15 protein-coding genes and 1 pseudogene are annotated in these 15,454 nt (G+C 45.2%); 1 reads left to right on the plus strand and 15 read right to left on the minus strand.

Annotation, left to right across the window (positions count from 1 at the left end; translation table 11 throughout):
- Positions 1-225: 225 nt before the first annotated feature.
- The 13 genes and pseudogenes from ABIE48_RS27040 to ABIE48_RS27100 all read right to left on the minus strand — a co-directional run bounded on the left by ABIE48_RS27040 (position 226) and on the right by ABIE48_RS27100 (position 13,192).
- The gene (locus ABIE48_RS27040) at positions 226-921 is read right to left on the minus strand and encodes an SDR family NAD(P)-dependent oxidoreductase (RefSeq protein ID WP_192717163.1); all 696 of its coding nucleotides are present in this window, start codon (positions 919-921) and stop codon (positions 226-228) included.
- A gap of 180 nt (positions 922-1,101) precedes the next feature.
- Entirely contained in the window at positions 1,102-1,464 is a 363-nt protein-coding gene (locus ABIE48_RS27045; RefSeq protein ID WP_145028394.1) for a Rieske (2Fe-2S) protein, read from the minus strand.
- Positions 1,461-2,555 carry an amidohydrolase family protein gene (locus ABIE48_RS27050; RefSeq protein WP_192717164.1) on the minus strand — a complete coding sequence of 365 codons (1,095 nt, stop codon included), beginning with the start codon at positions 2,553-2,555 and terminating at the stop codon, positions 1,461-1,463. Before ABIE48_RS27050 ends, ABIE48_RS27045 begins: the two co-directional genes overlap by 4 nt.
- A 32-nt stretch (positions 2,556-2,587) precedes the next feature.
- Entirely contained in the window at positions 2,588-4,150 is a 1,563-nt protein-coding gene (locus ABIE48_RS27055) for an extracellular solute-binding protein (protein ID WP_354520013.1), read from the minus strand.
- 4 nt (positions 4,151-4,154) lie between these two features.
- The gene (locus ABIE48_RS27060) at positions 4,155-5,075 is read right to left on the minus strand and encodes a carbohydrate ABC transporter permease (RefSeq protein WP_354520015.1); all 921 of its coding nucleotides are present in this window, start codon (positions 5,073-5,075) and stop codon (positions 4,155-4,157) included.
- Positions 5,076-5,088: 13 nt separating this feature from the next.
- Positions 5,089-5,946 (minus strand): ABC transporter permease, encoded by an 858-nt coding sequence (locus ABIE48_RS27065; protein ID WP_084204339.1) that lies wholly within the window; start codon positions 5,944-5,946, stop codon positions 5,089-5,091.
- A gap of 295 nt (positions 5,947-6,241) precedes the next feature.
- The gene (locus tag ABIE48_RS27070) at positions 6,242-8,563 is read right to left on the minus strand and encodes a helix-turn-helix domain-containing protein (protein WP_192717166.1); all 2,322 of its coding nucleotides are present in this window, start codon (positions 8,561-8,563) and stop codon (positions 6,242-6,244) included.
- A gap of 402 nt (positions 8,564-8,965) precedes the next feature.
- Positions 8,966-9,178, minus strand: a pseudogene (locus tag ABIE48_RS27075) (GNAT family N-acetyltransferase); the annotation flags it as partial.
- Positions 9,179-9,210: 32 nt separating this feature from the next.
- Complete coding sequence (locus tag ABIE48_RS27080; protein ID WP_192717233.1) at positions 9,211-9,699, minus strand: NUDIX hydrolase; 489 nt, start codon at positions 9,697-9,699, stop codon at positions 9,211-9,213.
- 63 nt (positions 9,700-9,762) lie between these two features.
- Positions 9,763-10,395, minus strand: coding sequence for a Type 1 glutamine amidotransferase-like domain-containing protein (locus ABIE48_RS27085; protein ID WP_192717167.1), 633 nt, complete (start codon positions 10,393-10,395; stop codon positions 9,763-9,765).
- 65 nt (positions 10,396-10,460) lie between these two features.
- The gene (locus tag ABIE48_RS27090) at positions 10,461-11,285 is read right to left on the minus strand and encodes a copper amine oxidase N-terminal domain-containing protein (RefSeq protein ID WP_192717168.1); all 825 of its coding nucleotides are present in this window, start codon (positions 11,283-11,285) and stop codon (positions 10,461-10,463) included.
- A gap of 196 nt (positions 11,286-11,481) precedes the next feature.
- Positions 11,482-11,940 carry a hypothetical protein gene (locus tag ABIE48_RS27095; RefSeq protein ID WP_192717169.1) on the minus strand — a complete coding sequence of 153 codons (459 nt, stop codon included), beginning with the start codon at positions 11,938-11,940 and terminating at the stop codon, positions 11,482-11,484.
- Between the two features lie 400 nt (positions 11,941-12,340).
- Complete coding sequence (locus ABIE48_RS27100) at positions 12,341-13,192, minus strand: helix-turn-helix transcriptional regulator (protein WP_192717170.1); 852 nt, start codon at positions 13,190-13,192, stop codon at positions 12,341-12,343.
- A gap of 148 nt (positions 13,193-13,340) precedes the next feature.
- On the opposite strand from ABIE48_RS27100, the gene ABIE48_RS27105 reads away from it, so the two are divergent.
- Positions 13,341-14,135: an SDR family NAD(P)-dependent oxidoreductase gene (locus ABIE48_RS27105; protein WP_192717171.1), complete on the plus strand. Its 795-nt coding sequence runs from the start codon at positions 13,341-13,343 to the stop codon at positions 14,133-14,135.
- A gap of 230 nt (positions 14,136-14,365) precedes the next feature.
- On the opposite strand, the gene ABIE48_RS27110 is transcribed toward ABIE48_RS27105, so the two are convergent.
- Together ABIE48_RS27110 and ABIE48_RS27115 are read right to left on the minus strand one after the other, a co-directional pair.
- Entirely contained in the window at positions 14,366-14,662 is a 297-nt protein-coding gene (locus tag ABIE48_RS27110) for a hypothetical protein (protein ID WP_354520019.1), read from the minus strand.
- 189 nt (positions 14,663-14,851) lie between these two features.
- Positions 14,852-15,319 carry an SRPBCC family protein gene (locus ABIE48_RS27115; RefSeq protein WP_192717172.1) on the minus strand — a complete coding sequence of 156 codons (468 nt, stop codon included), beginning with the start codon at positions 15,317-15,319 and terminating at the stop codon, positions 14,852-14,854.
- Between the last annotated feature and the right edge of the window lie 135 nt (positions 15,320-15,454).

Consider the following 15,454-nt stretch of genomic DNA (forward strand, 5'->3'; position numbering starts at 1 on the left):
AGTAGCCCCCAGTCTAACACTTTATTCACCGTACAGTCCAGTTTCTTGAAATATTGGCTTCTATCTCCACTATATCATTCATCATTGATTATTTGTGACCATATCTATTATTGGCTTCGACGTGAGTCCCATTATGGAACTAGTCTGCCCGTTAACCTAATGAAGCTGCCGATCAGCGTCAGCACATTTTTCCTATGTTATTGAACAATCGTATCCTGCTTTACTCTAGGAAGCTAAAACCCTCCTAACAATTTTTTTGGCAGCATCTTCCGCAGATTTCAAAGCACCTGTTTCTTTGGCTTCCCTAAAAAAATTCGCAACTGCTAGTCCTTCTTGGTTCCGTGCCACCTCCTGCATAGAGGTATCAACCATACCCGGATCTACTCTGTATACAGTTAACGATTTATGATCCTCTAATTGTATGCAGGACGTGAACATATTCAAAGCTGCCTTTGAAGCACAGTACACGCTCATGCCGGCCGCCGCATCTTTAGCGGAACCAGAGGATACGTTTACAATGATTCGATGGACACTCATCTCATCCGTTTGGTTTATTAAAGACCGGGTTAACAAGATCGGCGCTAACAAGTTTGTTTGTATACTTTTTATTGCGTCTTCAGGTCTACAATCTTCTATATTCCCTAAAGGTGTTACCTGAGCTGCGTTATTAATCAATGTAATCGACTCTATTTCGTCATGAACTCGTTCCATTATTCCTCTAATTAATTCTGATATGCCATCTGTGTTTTGTAGATCATATTTTACAAAATGTAATTTACAACCGTGTTGAGCTGCAAATTCGAACAGAGAGTCATTATGGTTCCTTGCAACTGCAAAGATAAGATGATTACGGTTAATAAGCTGCTTACAGATCTCATAACCCAAACCACGAGACGTACCTGTAATAATAAATGCTCTCATCCAGTTTTCCTCTTTCCATTTGTTTGGCGATCATCTATTGCTTCGATTCGTTCTTATGTATTCCTGCTGACAAGTACTTATATTGTTAAATGAAAAAAAGCCGCAGTGACGCGGCTGTTAAGCATGTTTGTTCTTGAAAAAAACGGCTAAGGAATCATATCCCTAGCCGCAAACCAAGCTTCAATTTCTCTTACGTAACACAACATATACCCCGGTATCGTCGGTTTCCACCGGATAACCACGCAGCTTCGCGTCGCTGCCTGGAGCCAGGTGATGACCGCTCTTCAGGTCAAATTCCCAACCGTGCCATGGGCATCGCAGCACTCGATCTTCCAATCCGTAACAATAATCGTAAACATCGGAAGGAAGCCGGGTCCCTCGAATCACCCCCGCGCATACCGGCGCCGCCGCATGCGGGCAAACGTTACGCCACGCATAGTATTGACCTTCGATCCGAAACAGGCCGATTTCCATCTCTTTCACTTTTACGATAAGTTTGCCGCCGTCGCTGATCGCATCTGGCTCTGCCACTTTCACTCTCATGCGGGACCCGCCTCCTTAGGCCTCTCCGGGATCGGGAAGCCGTACAGCTCTGCCGCGTTATCCCCTAGAATACGCTCTTTCAACTTCTGAGGAAGGTTTCTCAGCACGACTTTCGGATTGTCGAAGTCCCAATGCGGGTAGTCGGATGAGAACATAGCGATCTGTTCAGCATGCATCATCTGAAAGATTTGCAGCAGATGTTCCGGCTGCTTCGGTTCTTCGATCGGTTGCGTTGTTACCCGCACATGCTCCACAATATACTCCGATGGTAGACGCTTGAGCCATGGCGTGGTATCGCGCAGCGCTTTATAGTTTTTGTCCATGCGCCACATCAAATGGGGCAGCCAGGCTATACCGCCTTCGATCGCTACAAATTTAAGCTTCGGGTATTTTTCGAACACCCCTTCGCATACCAGGCTATTGATATGAGTCATAAAATTCGCAGGTAGAATATTGTGCCATTCCATATACCGGGTCGGGTACCCGGCCGGTGTCGGGGCGCCGGATATTCCCTTCCCTTCCGTGCCCGGATGAATGGCGACCGGCAGTCCATTCCGTTCTGCTGCTTCGTAGATCGGATGGTAAAAGCGGTTGCCGTACGGCATACGCGCTCCGCTTCCCATAACGACCTGCACCATGCCCGGATGCGGCCCCATCCTGTCGATCTCTTTGACGGCTTCGGCCGGATCGGAATGGTTAATCTGAATGGAGCCTTTGAATTTTGGGCTGACGCTAAGCCAATGATCCGCCAGCCAATCATTGAAGGCAGCAGCTACGGCATTCGCATAGTCCGGATCGGCGTGAAGAGAAAGGCCCTGTTCTCCCCCACCCGTTAGTATGCCGTAATCGATTCCGAACGGTTCCATATAATGCTTCAGGACAAACTGCGGATCGCTTCCGGGCGTAGCGCCATTGTCGGGCTTTGCATCCTGACGCAATACACCTACGGGCGAGTAATACTGCCCGTGCACACCGATTCCACTTTCGAGCCATTGTTGGTGCCATACTTTCGGTAAATAAGGCAGCAAGTCCTGCAGTTTGTCGATCGCATTGTGGATGTCAGCATCAACGATAAACGATGCGGATCGCATTCCATGCCCTCCTTTGATTTGAATCTTACCGCTTACTTGGAACCATACGTGCGCTTATATGCCGTATTGTACATCTCAAGCAGTTCATCGGAGCCGAGCTTCTTCAATTGATCCAAGAACTGCTGGTAGTTCGCGTCGGTAATTGGTGTCTTGCCTGTGACGAATTCGGTAATTTTCTGCTCCAGAAACTTGGTGAGCGGGGTCAGCTTCGATTTTTCCAGATCGAGCTCTTCCGTCGTCTTCACGAGTGCCTTAGGGGCGGGAATGATGAACTTCTCATAGCTGCTGTTGATCGCTTTGCTTTTGTCGTCGAGACCTCTCTCCCACGTTTGACGTGCCAATGCGTTGTTCAGCGAAATGTTGTCGTACCATACGCCGAAATCGCGGCGCAGCGGCACATAGGGGCTAGCTCCGAATTCTTTCATGTAGACCGGCTTCCCGTCCTCAAGGGTATACGATTTGCCTTCAATACCGAGCGACAAATAATTGGTGCCCTCTTCACTCACTAGATAATCAAGAAATTTGACGGCTCTTTCCTTATCTTTGACTTTCGCCGAAATGGCCCGCCCAACCGATCCTACGACCGGACGGGAAAACTGGTAGGTCTTTACGCCGTCTGCGGCAAACTCGGGAAGCGCATCCAGATCGTAATCCGGCGTGCCCGCTTGCTTCGCTTTGTCGATCGTTGGGTTCACTTCCGCCTTCCAGTAGTAGGTTACCGACGACTTCCCTTTTAAGAACCGTTCTTCCCACTGATCCGGAGTCAACAAATAAAATTCGGGGTCGAGCAGCTGCTCGGTATACAGCTTATTCATAAATACAAGTGCATCTTTATATCCGCTATTGTACGGCGCGAACTCGTACTTCTCTTCCGTCGGACTTTGATTGAAAAAGCCTGTAATACCCGTAAAAATCTTTCCGAATACGGTATACATTCCGGTATCCGCCGTGACCGGAGTATTAAAGCTGAGCGGGTAGCTGTCCGGCTCTTTAGCCTTCAAGTCTTTCAGGAATTGATAAAATTCATTAATATTTGTCGGGGCTTTCAAGTTGTATTTATCCATCAAATCTTTGCGCGCCATCCAAATATAATTGAAACCTTTCCCAGCAGGGTCACCTTCGAGTACAGGAACGTCGTAGATACCGCCATCCGCTCCAGTTGCCACAGCTTTCGCTTCGGGATAAGTTTCATAGAACTTTTTGAGATTGGGCGCGATATCCAAATAATCGTTCAAATTCAGGAACACGTTCTCCGGCCCGTTCTCCCTAGCCTCTTGATTTGTCGGCTGACTAAAATCAGTGACCGTGTTGGTAGCGATCATAATCTGCCGCTTCTCCGTCAGGCCTTCTTGGCTGACGACCTGCCAATCCACTTTAACGCCCGTTTTCGCTTCGATTTCCTTGAAAATCTCCCAATCATTCTTTACCTTTCCTTCCGGGCGATCGTAAACTAGCCAGGAGAACGAAATTGGCTTTTGCGAGTCTGTCCCTCCTCCATTTGCCCCTTCTTGCTTCCCGCCTTTTCCACTGCAGCCGGCGGTCAGAACGCTCAGCATAACGGCAGAAAGGATGATAGCCATCATTCTTTTACTCACTTGTTTATACCCTCCTTATATTGACATCGGATATATAGGAATAAGTTCCGGTGGAATCTACATCTATCCTTTGATTCCGCCGATCATGGTGCCTTGTACGAAATATTTTTGAATAAACGGATACACGCATAATATCGGTACCGTAGCGATCGTGATCATGGCGTATTTCAGCGTCTCTATATAGTCCGTGTTGCCTTCGCCCTGGACATTCGAGCCGGCGATAATAATGTTGCGCAACATGATCTGCAAAGGGTACATACTCCGATCGTTTCAAATAGATCAGCGCATCGAAGAACGAGTTCCATTGATTGACGGCGGTGAACAGACCAATGGAGACGAGTACCGGGAGCGAAAGCGGCAGTACAATCTTTAGGAACACCTGCATCGTGCCACAGCCATCAATGGTAGCCGCATCTTCAAGCTCTTCCGGCAAACCTTCGAAAAAGGTGCGCATGATGAACAAATACCAAGTGCTGACTAGCGACGGCAGCACGATCGCCCACATCGTATCCAGCAGTCCCAGTTTCTGCACAACAAGGAAGGTCGGGATCATTCCTCCTCCGAACATGAGCGTGAAGGCCGCCAGGAACAGAATCAGCGGACGGCCAGGGAGCCCTTTTTTGGCAAGCGGATAAGCCATGGCAGAGGTAACGGCGAGCGATAAGAAGGTTTGAACGGCGGTATAGCGAATCGTGTTCCAATAACTGATCCATAGATCCGGATTGCCGAGAAGCCGTTGATAAGCAATCAAGGTGATCGATTTGGGCCAGAGAACGACCTGGCCGCTCATGACCATGGCATTGTCACTGATGGAAGCGGAAAACACATATACGAGCGGATATACCATGACGATAATAAGGACGGCCATGAGGAAGATGTTGAAAGTGTCAAACAGCTTCGAGCCGAAGCTTTCCTTAATTTTCATTTCTCGGCCTCCTTCACCAGAGACTAGTGTCCGAAAATTTCTTGACGACACGGTTCGCTGAGACGACTAGCACGAATCCGATCACCGACTGGAACAAACCGACAGCCGTAGCGAAGCTGAAGTCGGCGGATAGGATGCCGCGGCGATAAATGTATGTGTTGAGGACGTCCGCGGTTTCATAGGTCATCGGATTGTACAACAAAATAATTTTTTGGAAGCCGGTTTCCATAAAGTGGCTAAGCGTCAGAACAAACAGGACGATCATAACCGGAATCATACCGATAAAGGTCACATGACGCATTTGTTGAAAGCGATTGGCGCCATCGATTTTAGCAGCCTCATACAACGTCGGATCGACGCCGGCAATAGCCGCCAAGTACAGGATGGTGCCCCAGCCGATCGTCTGCCAAATTTCCGAGCCTACGTAGATCGTACGGAACCAACCTGGCTCCCCGAGAAACATAATTCGCCCGAAGCCGAGCCAGTCGAGTATATGATTGACGATTCCGGTCTGCTGCGACAAAAAGGTAACCATAATGCCGGCGATCACGACGGTAGATAAAAAGTGAGGCATGTAGCTGACGCTCTGCACGAACCATTTGAACTTCCGGCTTCGGATTTCATGGAACAGCAAGGCAAGGATGATTGGTGCCGGAAAACGAAATATCAGGTCGTACACATTCAGCATGACCGTATTCCGGACCAGCTTCCAGGCATCCGGCGTGTTGAGGAAAAAATCAATAAAATGCTGCAGGCCGACAAACTTGCTGCCCATGATCCCACGGCCGATCGAGAAATTCTGAAACGCGATGATCACCCCGTACATCGGCGCGTACTTGAAGAGGATGTAATACAGAATGCCGGGCAGCATCAGCAAATATAACGTTTTGTATTTCTTCAGCTTGAATCGGAGAGAAGTGCCCTTTCCACTTTGATCTCGGGCTGGTATTTGTGCGTTCGCGGCGTCGCTTCGATCGAATGACAACGGTTTCACCTCCTTTGGTAGGCGTTTGAACGCCAACCGAATCTTTGCTCTGACTATATGTGGTGGCACGCCGCGGGTAAAGCACCATGTTTTCGGGATGTCCCCATTTTTACAAACCGCATGACAACGCCACTCGCATGATAAGCAGGTGAAAAAAATGAGACTTCGAAAAAAAGAAGACTCATGATTGATGGATCGTGCGATATTTAGCCGGGGTAATTCCTTCGTAACGGCGAAAATTACGGATGAACGAGTTCCTTCCCCAATAACCGATTTGTTCGGCTATTTCATCGATTTTCAGATCGGTTTCGAGCAAAAATTGCTTTGCTTTCGAAATCCTGTACTTGGCGATGTATTCCACATACTTCTCACCCACCTCTTCCTTGAACATGCGGCTGAAATGCCCGGCGGACATGTTCATTTGCTCCGCGAAATGCTCAATGGAGAGTTCTTCGTTATAATGGGTCCGAATATAGTCCAAAATTTCGGCAAACTGTTGTTTACGATCCGGCACTTCGATTTTCCGGAACAATACGCCGTGTATTTCCCGAAATGTTTGCCTCATTTCTTCCCAGGTTACACAGCGGTTGATGGAGGCAAACAACTCGGAATAGACCGAGATGTCAAAATCGTTTTGCTCACTTTCGATGGCCCTGGCCCAAGTATTCAGTACATCGGTGCCCAAGTTCTTCATCTGATCTGCGTTCGCATTGTTTCGCATTCCTGCGTCCAGCAAGTCGAACACGGACTGAAGCAAGTTTTTGCAATCACCAGCTTTGTACCTATTGAAGATCCGGTTCACTTCTTGAGCAGACAAGAAACTGTCTCCTGACGATCGCTCCTTCCATACCCTTTGTTCGCTGCAAATTTCCGCACCAGAGTGCAAACTCTTATAATGGAGCATCGAATGTGCATGGTTGTAAGACTGATGGAGGGCGGCGACGGAATGGACTGTTTCCCCGATCCCAATGGAAGCCTTGTAATAAGGATGCTCCAGGAGCAGCTTTATTACATTCGCTGTTTCCATGGGGTCACAAAGCCCATTCTCTTCGTGATGTAATACGCAGGACAATTGTTCGGAACGTGTTTGACATACCCAAATCATTGCCGGGGACAGCTTGCGAATTTTCTCCTTCAGCTCGGCCAGCGTAAATGATTTGGACGTTTCAGACAGTTGTTCCGCGAATGGCGAATAGTATTGGATATCAATGCAGAGGACGGTTGCGGCTGATACCGGCTTGTACGGGAAGGCAATTTCTTTTGCGTAATATTCGATGGACAAGCTGTCGCGGTATTCACCAAACAACACTCGAACAATAAATTGCTCCTGAACGATCGGGAACATGCCGTTTACGGTCTGTGTCAGCTCTTTGTTCTTAGAGATTAGCAAATGCGAAAACCGTTTTATCGTATCGAACTCGTTGCCGCTGTGGGAGCCGGGTGCGTCGTCCAGATGCGGATGCTGCGATTCCAGCCCCGTTTTAATTTCGCGAATCGGGTTGTACAATCTCCGGCTCAAATAATAAGAAACCAAGCCGCCTACGATGATAAACATGCCAAGCAGTACGAACGTTATCGTGCGGATCGTGCTTGCCGGCTTCATTAGGGTGGGCAGATCGATCATGCTTACATAATACCAAGTATCGTTGAACCGGGATTTGGTGAATGACAGCGCTTTCTTATTTTGGGTTAAAAATAAAGTCTGTTCCGGATTCATACGGATCATCTCTGCAAATGAATCAGGCTGTAGCTCGGACGATCCGTTTGAGATCAGGACGGAGCCGGACGAGTTGACCAGCATCGTATCCGTTACCCACTTCTCTTGAATGCCCAATCGCCCGCGAAGCTTATCTAGATCAAGATTCACGACCAAATAGACTTCGGGATTGCTATTGTTGAATGGATAGCTCATCAGCATGGCGGTGTTCGAGTGGGTTGAGACGATGTCACGAGTGAACGGCGGCCTTTCAAATACGGTATGCGGTCTTGTAAAAACCATCGATTTCTTGCCAGTAAAATTGGCAAAGTAGGATGGCATATCCGTATCTTTAATCAGATACTGTTCCCGGAAATAATCGTCTTTGCTGCTGTATGTATTGCCGTCGATGACAAGATCTTCGCTCGCAAAGTACAGGAACGATTTGTACACCAGATCTTCCGAATCCAGTTTATTCATTTGTTGCATGAGCGAGTGAATCCATTCATAGTGCTGCGTGAGGTCGGCCGGATCGCCGGACGTTCCGGGAAAGTTCTTGAGGCTTGCAGTTGACAGCATGTTCACCATATCACGTTCGAGAGAGGCGAAGGTGTCATCGGTTTGCTCCGAGAAATGCTGCATGATGGTATTGTTCAACCTTTCCGCATCATGCTCAATCAACCGGACGACAAAAAAATTGGTCAGTACGGCGGCTACGATGACTGGGGTAAGAATCAGCGCAAAGTAGTTAGCGAATAACCGACAAAACAGCACAGTGCGATACGTTTGCCAGAAACGGTTCACCATGACAACCCTCCTAATAAAATTTCATAAATATAATTCAATTGCAAAATATTTTTTCACCCCTATCTTAAACTATTTTCATTAAATTTGTACTTGTTTACTTTGCAAAAATGTCACTGCTTCTTCCTGAAAGGCAGCCGGATCGCGCTTTTGGGTTACATGCCCATGAGTGCAACAAAAAAAGACTGGAGCACTTGCCCCAGTCTAGCCATTATTATTGTATTTATTGTTAGCCGTATGTCTTAATGGGGTATTACCACACCATCTTGCGAATCTGTTGCAGTATATCGCAATTGAGCCATGCATCGATTCGAATAAAAAGCGATTTCCTATTTGCTAAAGTTATAAACAGTGATTAAACATTATTTTTTTTATAAGGCAACCGTCCATGGCTGCCTTTTCCCTTTAGTTCAACCGCAAGACCATTAAATTTTCATCCCAATATTGATATCCATTCTTTAGGGCATTCTGCTCTGTTCCGTAAGTTACAAAACCGATAGTCTCATAAAGCCGCTTTGCCGCGTTATTATTTGAGATGACAGTGAGGTTAATCTGTTCAAGTCCCTCACAAAGTTTCGCCTTATTAATCAATTCTAGAACCAAGGATTTACCTATTCCCTCTCCGGCAACATTGTGTCAGAAGAAACAATCTACTTCGATATATGTGTTTGATGTTTGATTAGGAACTCGGGGTTCGTTACATACTCTATGTAATTTACGGCTCCGTTAAACTCAAAATAAGCCTGATAGCGAGTGCGAATCGCTGGATGTGTAATGAAATCAAGAACTCTCTCCTTCGCTACCCAACGGCTATCGGTTGTTTCTTCAGAAACAGCTAACTCCCCTCCTACAGGTTTGCATACGAAATCAAAAATAACTTGTGTAGGAACATCAGTCACGCCATCATTCCATTTAAAAATCCCTGTATTTGAATAAACACCAATTAAGCTGCTAACCGTGATGTCAATTCCGCTTTCCTCTTTAATTTCACGAACCATAGCATCCATCAAGTTTTCTCCAACTTCCACTTGTCCACCAGGGTAAACCCAACCACCGTCACGAGTGTTTACTAAAAGGATATTTCCTTGCTCATCTTCCACAAATCCACCTGCGGCTACGATGTGCGTTGACCCCCTTATGCGGAACGTTTGTATAATAAAAAGCACACTGATCTTTAGAGCGTCACGTAATTATTTTTGCAACTAACTTTTCATTTTTAAAGTGTAAATTCTCATTATCCAATAAAGTATATTTTCATTTTTAAAGTGTAAATTCTCATTATCCAATAAAGTATAAAGCGTGCTGTTTTTTTGAGTAGAAGCCCAATGATCAAATGCAATACGACGTTCTTTATCATTATAGTGCGGACAAAGGCTGCCTTTTAACAATCCTAAACCTTCAAATTCCTCGAATTCTTCTTCATTTTTTTCACTAAAACAAGTTTCAAACCAACACATGGCCCCTGCACTTATACCTGCTAATATGACACCTTTTTGATAAGCATTTCTCAACACAACGTCGAAGCCTGTTTTTTTCCAAATTTCAAGCATATATTGGGTATTCCCGCCGCCTACATACACAATATCTAAATCATTAACAATTTCTTGAATGTGGGGTGAGTCAAAATCATATATAGTAAGATGGCTTGATTGTTCATTTTTAAAAGCCTTATAAAACTTATCGATATAACCTTGTGCATCATTACTGGCTGTTGCAATAAATGCAATTTTTAATGGTCCTTGCTTTCTAGGTATTTTTAATAAGTATTCATCAATGTAGGCCTGATCTTCTTCGGAAAAACCACCGCCAGAAATTGCGAGGATTGTTCTTTCCATTCTGTATCTTCTCCTTAAAACTGCCATTTTCTGAACTATGAGAATGCAGCCTCTAATTGGTTGCCTTATGGATTTGTATCACTGATCGTCGTCAGAAAACCGTTCTTCCCGGCAGTTTCAATGAACTGATCAATCGATTGAAATGCTGGGTAGGTAAACGAGTACCATTGTTTTTCAGTCGCAGCGTATAACATAACACTGGGGTTGCCCTCGGAATGAGATAAAGTATAGAGATAAAATTGTTTAATGCTGTTCCCTTTTTGATCCAAAAAATCAAACTTTCCACTCATGTAATAATCCCCCCTTGTAAGCTCTATAACACTCGAAGTGTAACTAGCAGGGGGATTCACCTTACTTCCTTTGTTGTCAAAAACATGATAAATCGCTTCGATATAGGCACTCCCATTAATTTCTTTTACTATGCTGCCCATTGTATAGTTAACTTCGTACTGCAATGCTTTGACTTTCACTCCATCGAGAACAAATGGGGCAGGTTCAACAGATACTGTCGAATTTCTGAATCCGACGCTGCAGTTAAACGTTTCTGCAATAAAGCGGAGCGGAACCATGATGCGATCATTCTTGATATATGGGGTTGCATCGAGTAACGCGGGTTTACCATTTTTCATCGCTGTATGGCTCTTCAATTTTAAGATTACCAGCATATCGCTTTTTGTGAGCGTAACTTCCGAACCCGACCAGTTGACCTTGGCTCCCAAATTTTCACTGATAAAACGCAAAGGCACCATTGTTCGATTGTTCTTCATTTCGGGCTTCACAGCGGAGGTAATAGTAATACCTTCAACTTTTATTTGCATATCTGCCGCGTATGCAGGTGAAGAGATAGATAAAATGAATGCAGCGATAATTCCTGTTAGAACCTTTTTCATAATATTCTATTCCTTTCTTGGCATATTTTAGTGAACTAATATTATGACGAGAAGTAGACAGTCTACAAGTCTTACCACGGCATTCATAATGGCCAAATCAGCATTAACCACGTAACCCGCACTACGATTGCGGACTTTAGGCAACCCCTGTATGAGCGTAAATCTGACTTGCCAGTCGGGCTGTTTTGAAGATTCTTTATTTATAAAGACTTGCAACAAGACTGTTTAGTTCATCTGTGGTTTCTATATCCGTTGGATCTAGATTTAATTTCATGAAGATATTACTTATCTCTTCAGCCTTACCTATTACTATTTCTTTCTTGTCTCCATTTATCATTGCTTTGTATAAACCATCAAGTCCTACATCTATCAAATCATTGGTGGCTTCATAAGACGAGGGTTTAGATACGGCAGAAGCTGCAGCTACTGAACCTACACAACTTTCATAATTACTGTTGTTTCCACCGGTAAAATCCCTACTAAAACATGTAGCTGATTCACCTAACTGATATTTAAATTCCATATCAATCATGTTTTGTTTGTATTTTAAAATCTCTTTACTGTTCATTTGTACATTCCTAGAATATATTAGAAAAACTACTAGAATAATAACTACAACTGCTAATATAGTTATGATATTTTTAGATTTATTCATTTCAGGCTCCTCTACTTTATGCTATATTCAGCTTTCGGCTAACGACTTATTCAAAATCTTCGTAAATAATCCATATATAGGGTATTCGTGAAAAACATTGAACTCCCCTGCCCGTTAATTGAGGAAAAGGCAGCCGGCTTTTGGACAACATTCCCTTTCGACTAATGCTCCTCTAAACCGACCGTAATAAATACACTACGGTTCTACCTTAGCCCGGATTGCCGGCATCCAGTAGCACAGGTAGAGATGCAAGTTCATGTCCCTAGCTGAGGGCAAGAACTTGTATCTTTAAAACAAAAGAAGCCGCGGATCCCGCGACTTCTTTTGCGTGTATGTTCTTATCCTCCGACATTATAAAACTCCCACATCGAAAGCCCCCCGCGCTTGGATAATGATGTTATTATCCCTTACTTTCTTTTGCTGGTGATCCCTTTGCCAAATATTTTTCTAGCTTTGATCTTGTTGATGGTAGAGGCATGTAAATCATCACTCTCATATCAGGATCATTGGGGATTTGCAGGGTAATATGATCAAACTCAAGGTGCCCCATGTAGGGATGCTCCACTTCTTTAAATCCTTCAAGAGAGCCGGGCGTTTCATGCTGCAGCCATAGCCGGCCAAATTCAGGATTTATTCGTTTAAGATCTTCTATTAATTCGGCAAACGACGAATCTTCAACGTAGCGGGCTGATGCCGTGTGGAATTCCGCAATCATTCCTGTAGCCTTTTGGTCGAAATTTTTGAAGCGTCCCTTCCATACCGGGTCGGTGAAAAACCGCCAGATTAAATTGAATTCATGAGGCGGTGCTGCCGAGGAAATAGAGAAAACCTCATTTGCAGCATCATTCCAGGCCACAAAATCCCAGCGTCTTCCCAGAATATATACAGGATTCGGAGTAAGGTCATCCAGCATCCTTTGAAATGCTGACCCGATACTTTCTTTATGAGGAGACAAGTAAGGAGGAAGTGATTCTCCTGCAAGAAAAAAAAGATGGCGTCGTTCATTGGGATTAAGCTTTAGTGCCGCAGCTAGGCTTTCCAACACTTGTACTGACGGACGGACATCACGTCCCTGCTCCAGCCACATATACCAGGATGTGCCGATATTCGACAGCTGTGCGACCTCTTCCCTGCGCAATCCGGCTGTCCGGCGGCGCGACCCAGTCGGCAAACCCACATCCTCTGGAGAAAGGCTTGACCTATGTTTACGCAAAAAATCACCAAGAGCCGAACGGCGCTCGCGATCGTTCATCTCAACCCCTCCTAACCTATTACTCGGAAACCTATGATTAAGCAACCTCTCGTTAAAAGTGTATTAGAAAATTATACTCAATCATAGAAATCGCTTCAACTCAGTTTGAAACGTTTCAAACCATTACCGACTTTAAAGGAGACAGGCCATGCAATCAATAACACAGCACCAAAATTACAATTCTCAGGAAATGCTTATCAATAAAGTAGCTCTGGTTACAGGGGCCAGCCGCGGCATCGGAGCAGCGGCAGCCAAACTCTTCGCAGAAGAAGGAGCGGCGGTTACTCTCGTCGCAAGAACAGAAGCAGCTCTACGCTCTGAAGTTGAGGAAATTATCGCGAAAGGCGGTAAAGCCGATTACATTGTAGCCGACCTAGCCGATTCCGCCAGCATCGAACGGGCGGTTCAAACGACCGTTGAGCGTCACGGTCGCCTGGATATAGCATTCAATAATGCTGGAATTGGGGCTCCCCTTTCGCCCTTAACAGAGGTCACAGAAGAGGATTTCGACCTTCTTCAAGCTGTAAATTACAAAGGAATCTGGGTGGCAATGAAAGCGGAAATCAAGGCAATGCTCGATACTGCAGGTACCGGTGCCATTGTCAATAACAGCAGCGTGGGCAGCTTCAGAGGTAATCCCGGGTTGTCTGTCTACGGAGCCGCCAAACGGGCTGTTAATAGTCTGACCGAGACGGCTGCCATTGAATACGGGCCTTCGGGTATCCGCGTAAACGCTATTGCACCTGGCACCACCATGACCGAGATGATCGAGGGGTTAGTTGCACAAGTTCCAGATATAATCGAAAAAAGCAACTCTGTGACGCCTCTTAGGCGTCCTGCCGACCCTCATGAGATCGCACAAGCGGCTGCCTGGTTATTGAGCGATCGCGCTTCTTACGTGACAGGCGTCGTTCTGCCGGTGGACGGCGGAGCAAGGGCGTAGTCCCTAACGGAGGGATTATCCCATAAGGCCCATTGCCCCGGGGATACTCCTTCCGCATGTTATGAATCGCTCCAACAATTGCTGGCGCTCTAAACTACAATGGAATTTCAGACATTCCACGGCTGAGTACATTATAACTAACCTGCCCGTTAGTTTAAGAAAAAGGCAACCGGCTTTTGTGGCGGCTGCCTTCAAATGTCTTCATTGAGCTATCGTTCCCCGATAGCTTATTACTTCAAGTCTTTCATCACTCTTAACTCAATCTCAGCGCCTGATTCAACAAGAAGATAGATATGCTCGTTGCGCCTAGGGTCTGTACAATAATTCTCAAACGATTGAGAAGATGGAAACCAGATGATATGAATCTCAATGAGACGATCAGGGCTTTGGAGTCTTCTTTCCAATTTCGCGCCGTACTCATTAAGTAAAGGTAGTACATGACTTTCATAATCATTAAATTTCTCTACGCCTTCTTCCGGAAGCTTTGCCGTCATTACGTAAAGCTTAGCAATGGACTTTTCATTCACCGGAGCACCTCCAACCTGAAGCATTTGATCCAGCTTCGCAAACTGGATCCCTTATGCCAAACCATTTCGCATATTAATTATACAGCAATTGGAAGTATCCTGCCCGTTAGCAAAACGCGGCTGCCGATAATACGGCAGCCGCGTATTTGTGTATTTATTGAGCTATCGTTTCCCGTTAGCTTAACGAACTTAAAATGGGTATCGCTTTTCACTTTCGGCTTTATTTTTTATATATTCGTTTCGCCGAATGAGTAAACGTTCCATGTACGATCGTAAAAACATCACGTCTGTTAACTTACCAAGTGGTCCAAAAGGTGACGTGTAATCGAATTTATCTATCATCAACGTACCACCATTTTGTCTTTCAAATGTATGCTCGTGCCTAAACCTTTTAAAAGCGCCGCTGACCATCTCATCCACAAATTTATGAGGTGGATCAAACTCAGTAATGATTGATGTTAGTTGTTGGCGAATGCCGAAATGCGTAGCTTCCCAAGTCACAGTTTCCTCTGCTGTAATTAATCCACTTGTTCGACCTTTTATCGCTATTTCATTTGTGTGTGAGGTCGATTCCATATGGAGATCAATGCTGCGGGACAAATCAAAACATACCTCAATAGGTGCGTTAATGAGCAGGGTTAATTGTATAATTGGCAAGAGCATCCCTCCTTCTTCATCAGCTTTTGACCCAATTTTATCATTTTCTAAACTATATTGTTTTCTTCATACTTTCCCCAATAAAAAATACTGATAAGACGCTGTTGGTACAGCACAAGTTGCTGTGGCTGTTCA

It is taken from the genome of Paenibacillus sp. OAE614 (assembly GCF_040546645.1).
In the GTDB taxonomy this organism is placed as follows: domain Bacteria; phylum Bacillota; class Bacilli; order Paenibacillales; family Paenibacillaceae; genus Paenibacillus_AQ; species Paenibacillus_AQ favisporus.

Bases quoted from the DNA above. Each gene is read 5' to 3' on its own strand.
- ABIE48_RS27040 (WP_192717163.1), bottom strand. From the start codon at position 921: ATGAGAGCATTTATTATTACAGGTACGTCTCGTGGTTTGGGTTATGAG.
- ABIE48_RS27045 (WP_145028394.1), bottom strand. From the start codon at position 1,464: ATGAGAGTGAAAGTGGCAGAGCCAGATGCGATCAGCGACGGCGGCAAA.
- ABIE48_RS27050 (WP_192717164.1), bottom strand. From the start codon at position 2,555: ATGCGATCCGCATCGTTTATCGTTGATGCTGACATCCACAATGCGATC.
- ABIE48_RS27060 (WP_354520015.1), bottom strand. From the start codon at position 5,075: ATGAAAATTAAGGAAAGCTTCGGCTCGAAGCTGTTTGACACTTTCAAC.
- ABIE48_RS27065 (WP_084204339.1), bottom strand. From the start codon at position 5,946: ATGCTGCCCGGCATTCTGTATTACATCCTCTTCAAGTACGCGCCGATG.
- ABIE48_RS27070 (WP_192717166.1), bottom strand. From the start codon at position 8,563: ATGGTGAACCGTTTCTGGCAAACGTATCGCACTGTGCTGTTTTGTCGG.
- ABIE48_RS27085 (WP_192717167.1), bottom strand. From the start codon at position 10,395: ATGGAAAGAACAATCCTCGCAATTTCTGGCGGTGGTTTTTCCGAAGAA.
- ABIE48_RS27090 (WP_192717168.1), bottom strand. From the start codon at position 11,285: ATGAAAAAGGTTCTAACAGGAATTATCGCTGCATTCATTTTATCTATC.
- ABIE48_RS27095 (WP_192717169.1), bottom strand. From the start codon at position 11,940: ATGAATAAATCTAAAAATATCATAACTATATTAGCAGTTGTAGTTATT.
- ABIE48_RS27100 (WP_192717170.1), bottom strand. From the start codon at position 13,192: ATGAACGATCGCGAGCGCCGTTCGGCTCTTGGTGATTTTTTGCGTAAA.
- ABIE48_RS27105 (WP_192717171.1), top strand. From the start codon at position 13,341: ATGCAATCAATAACACAGCACCAAAATTACAATTCTCAGGAAATGCTT.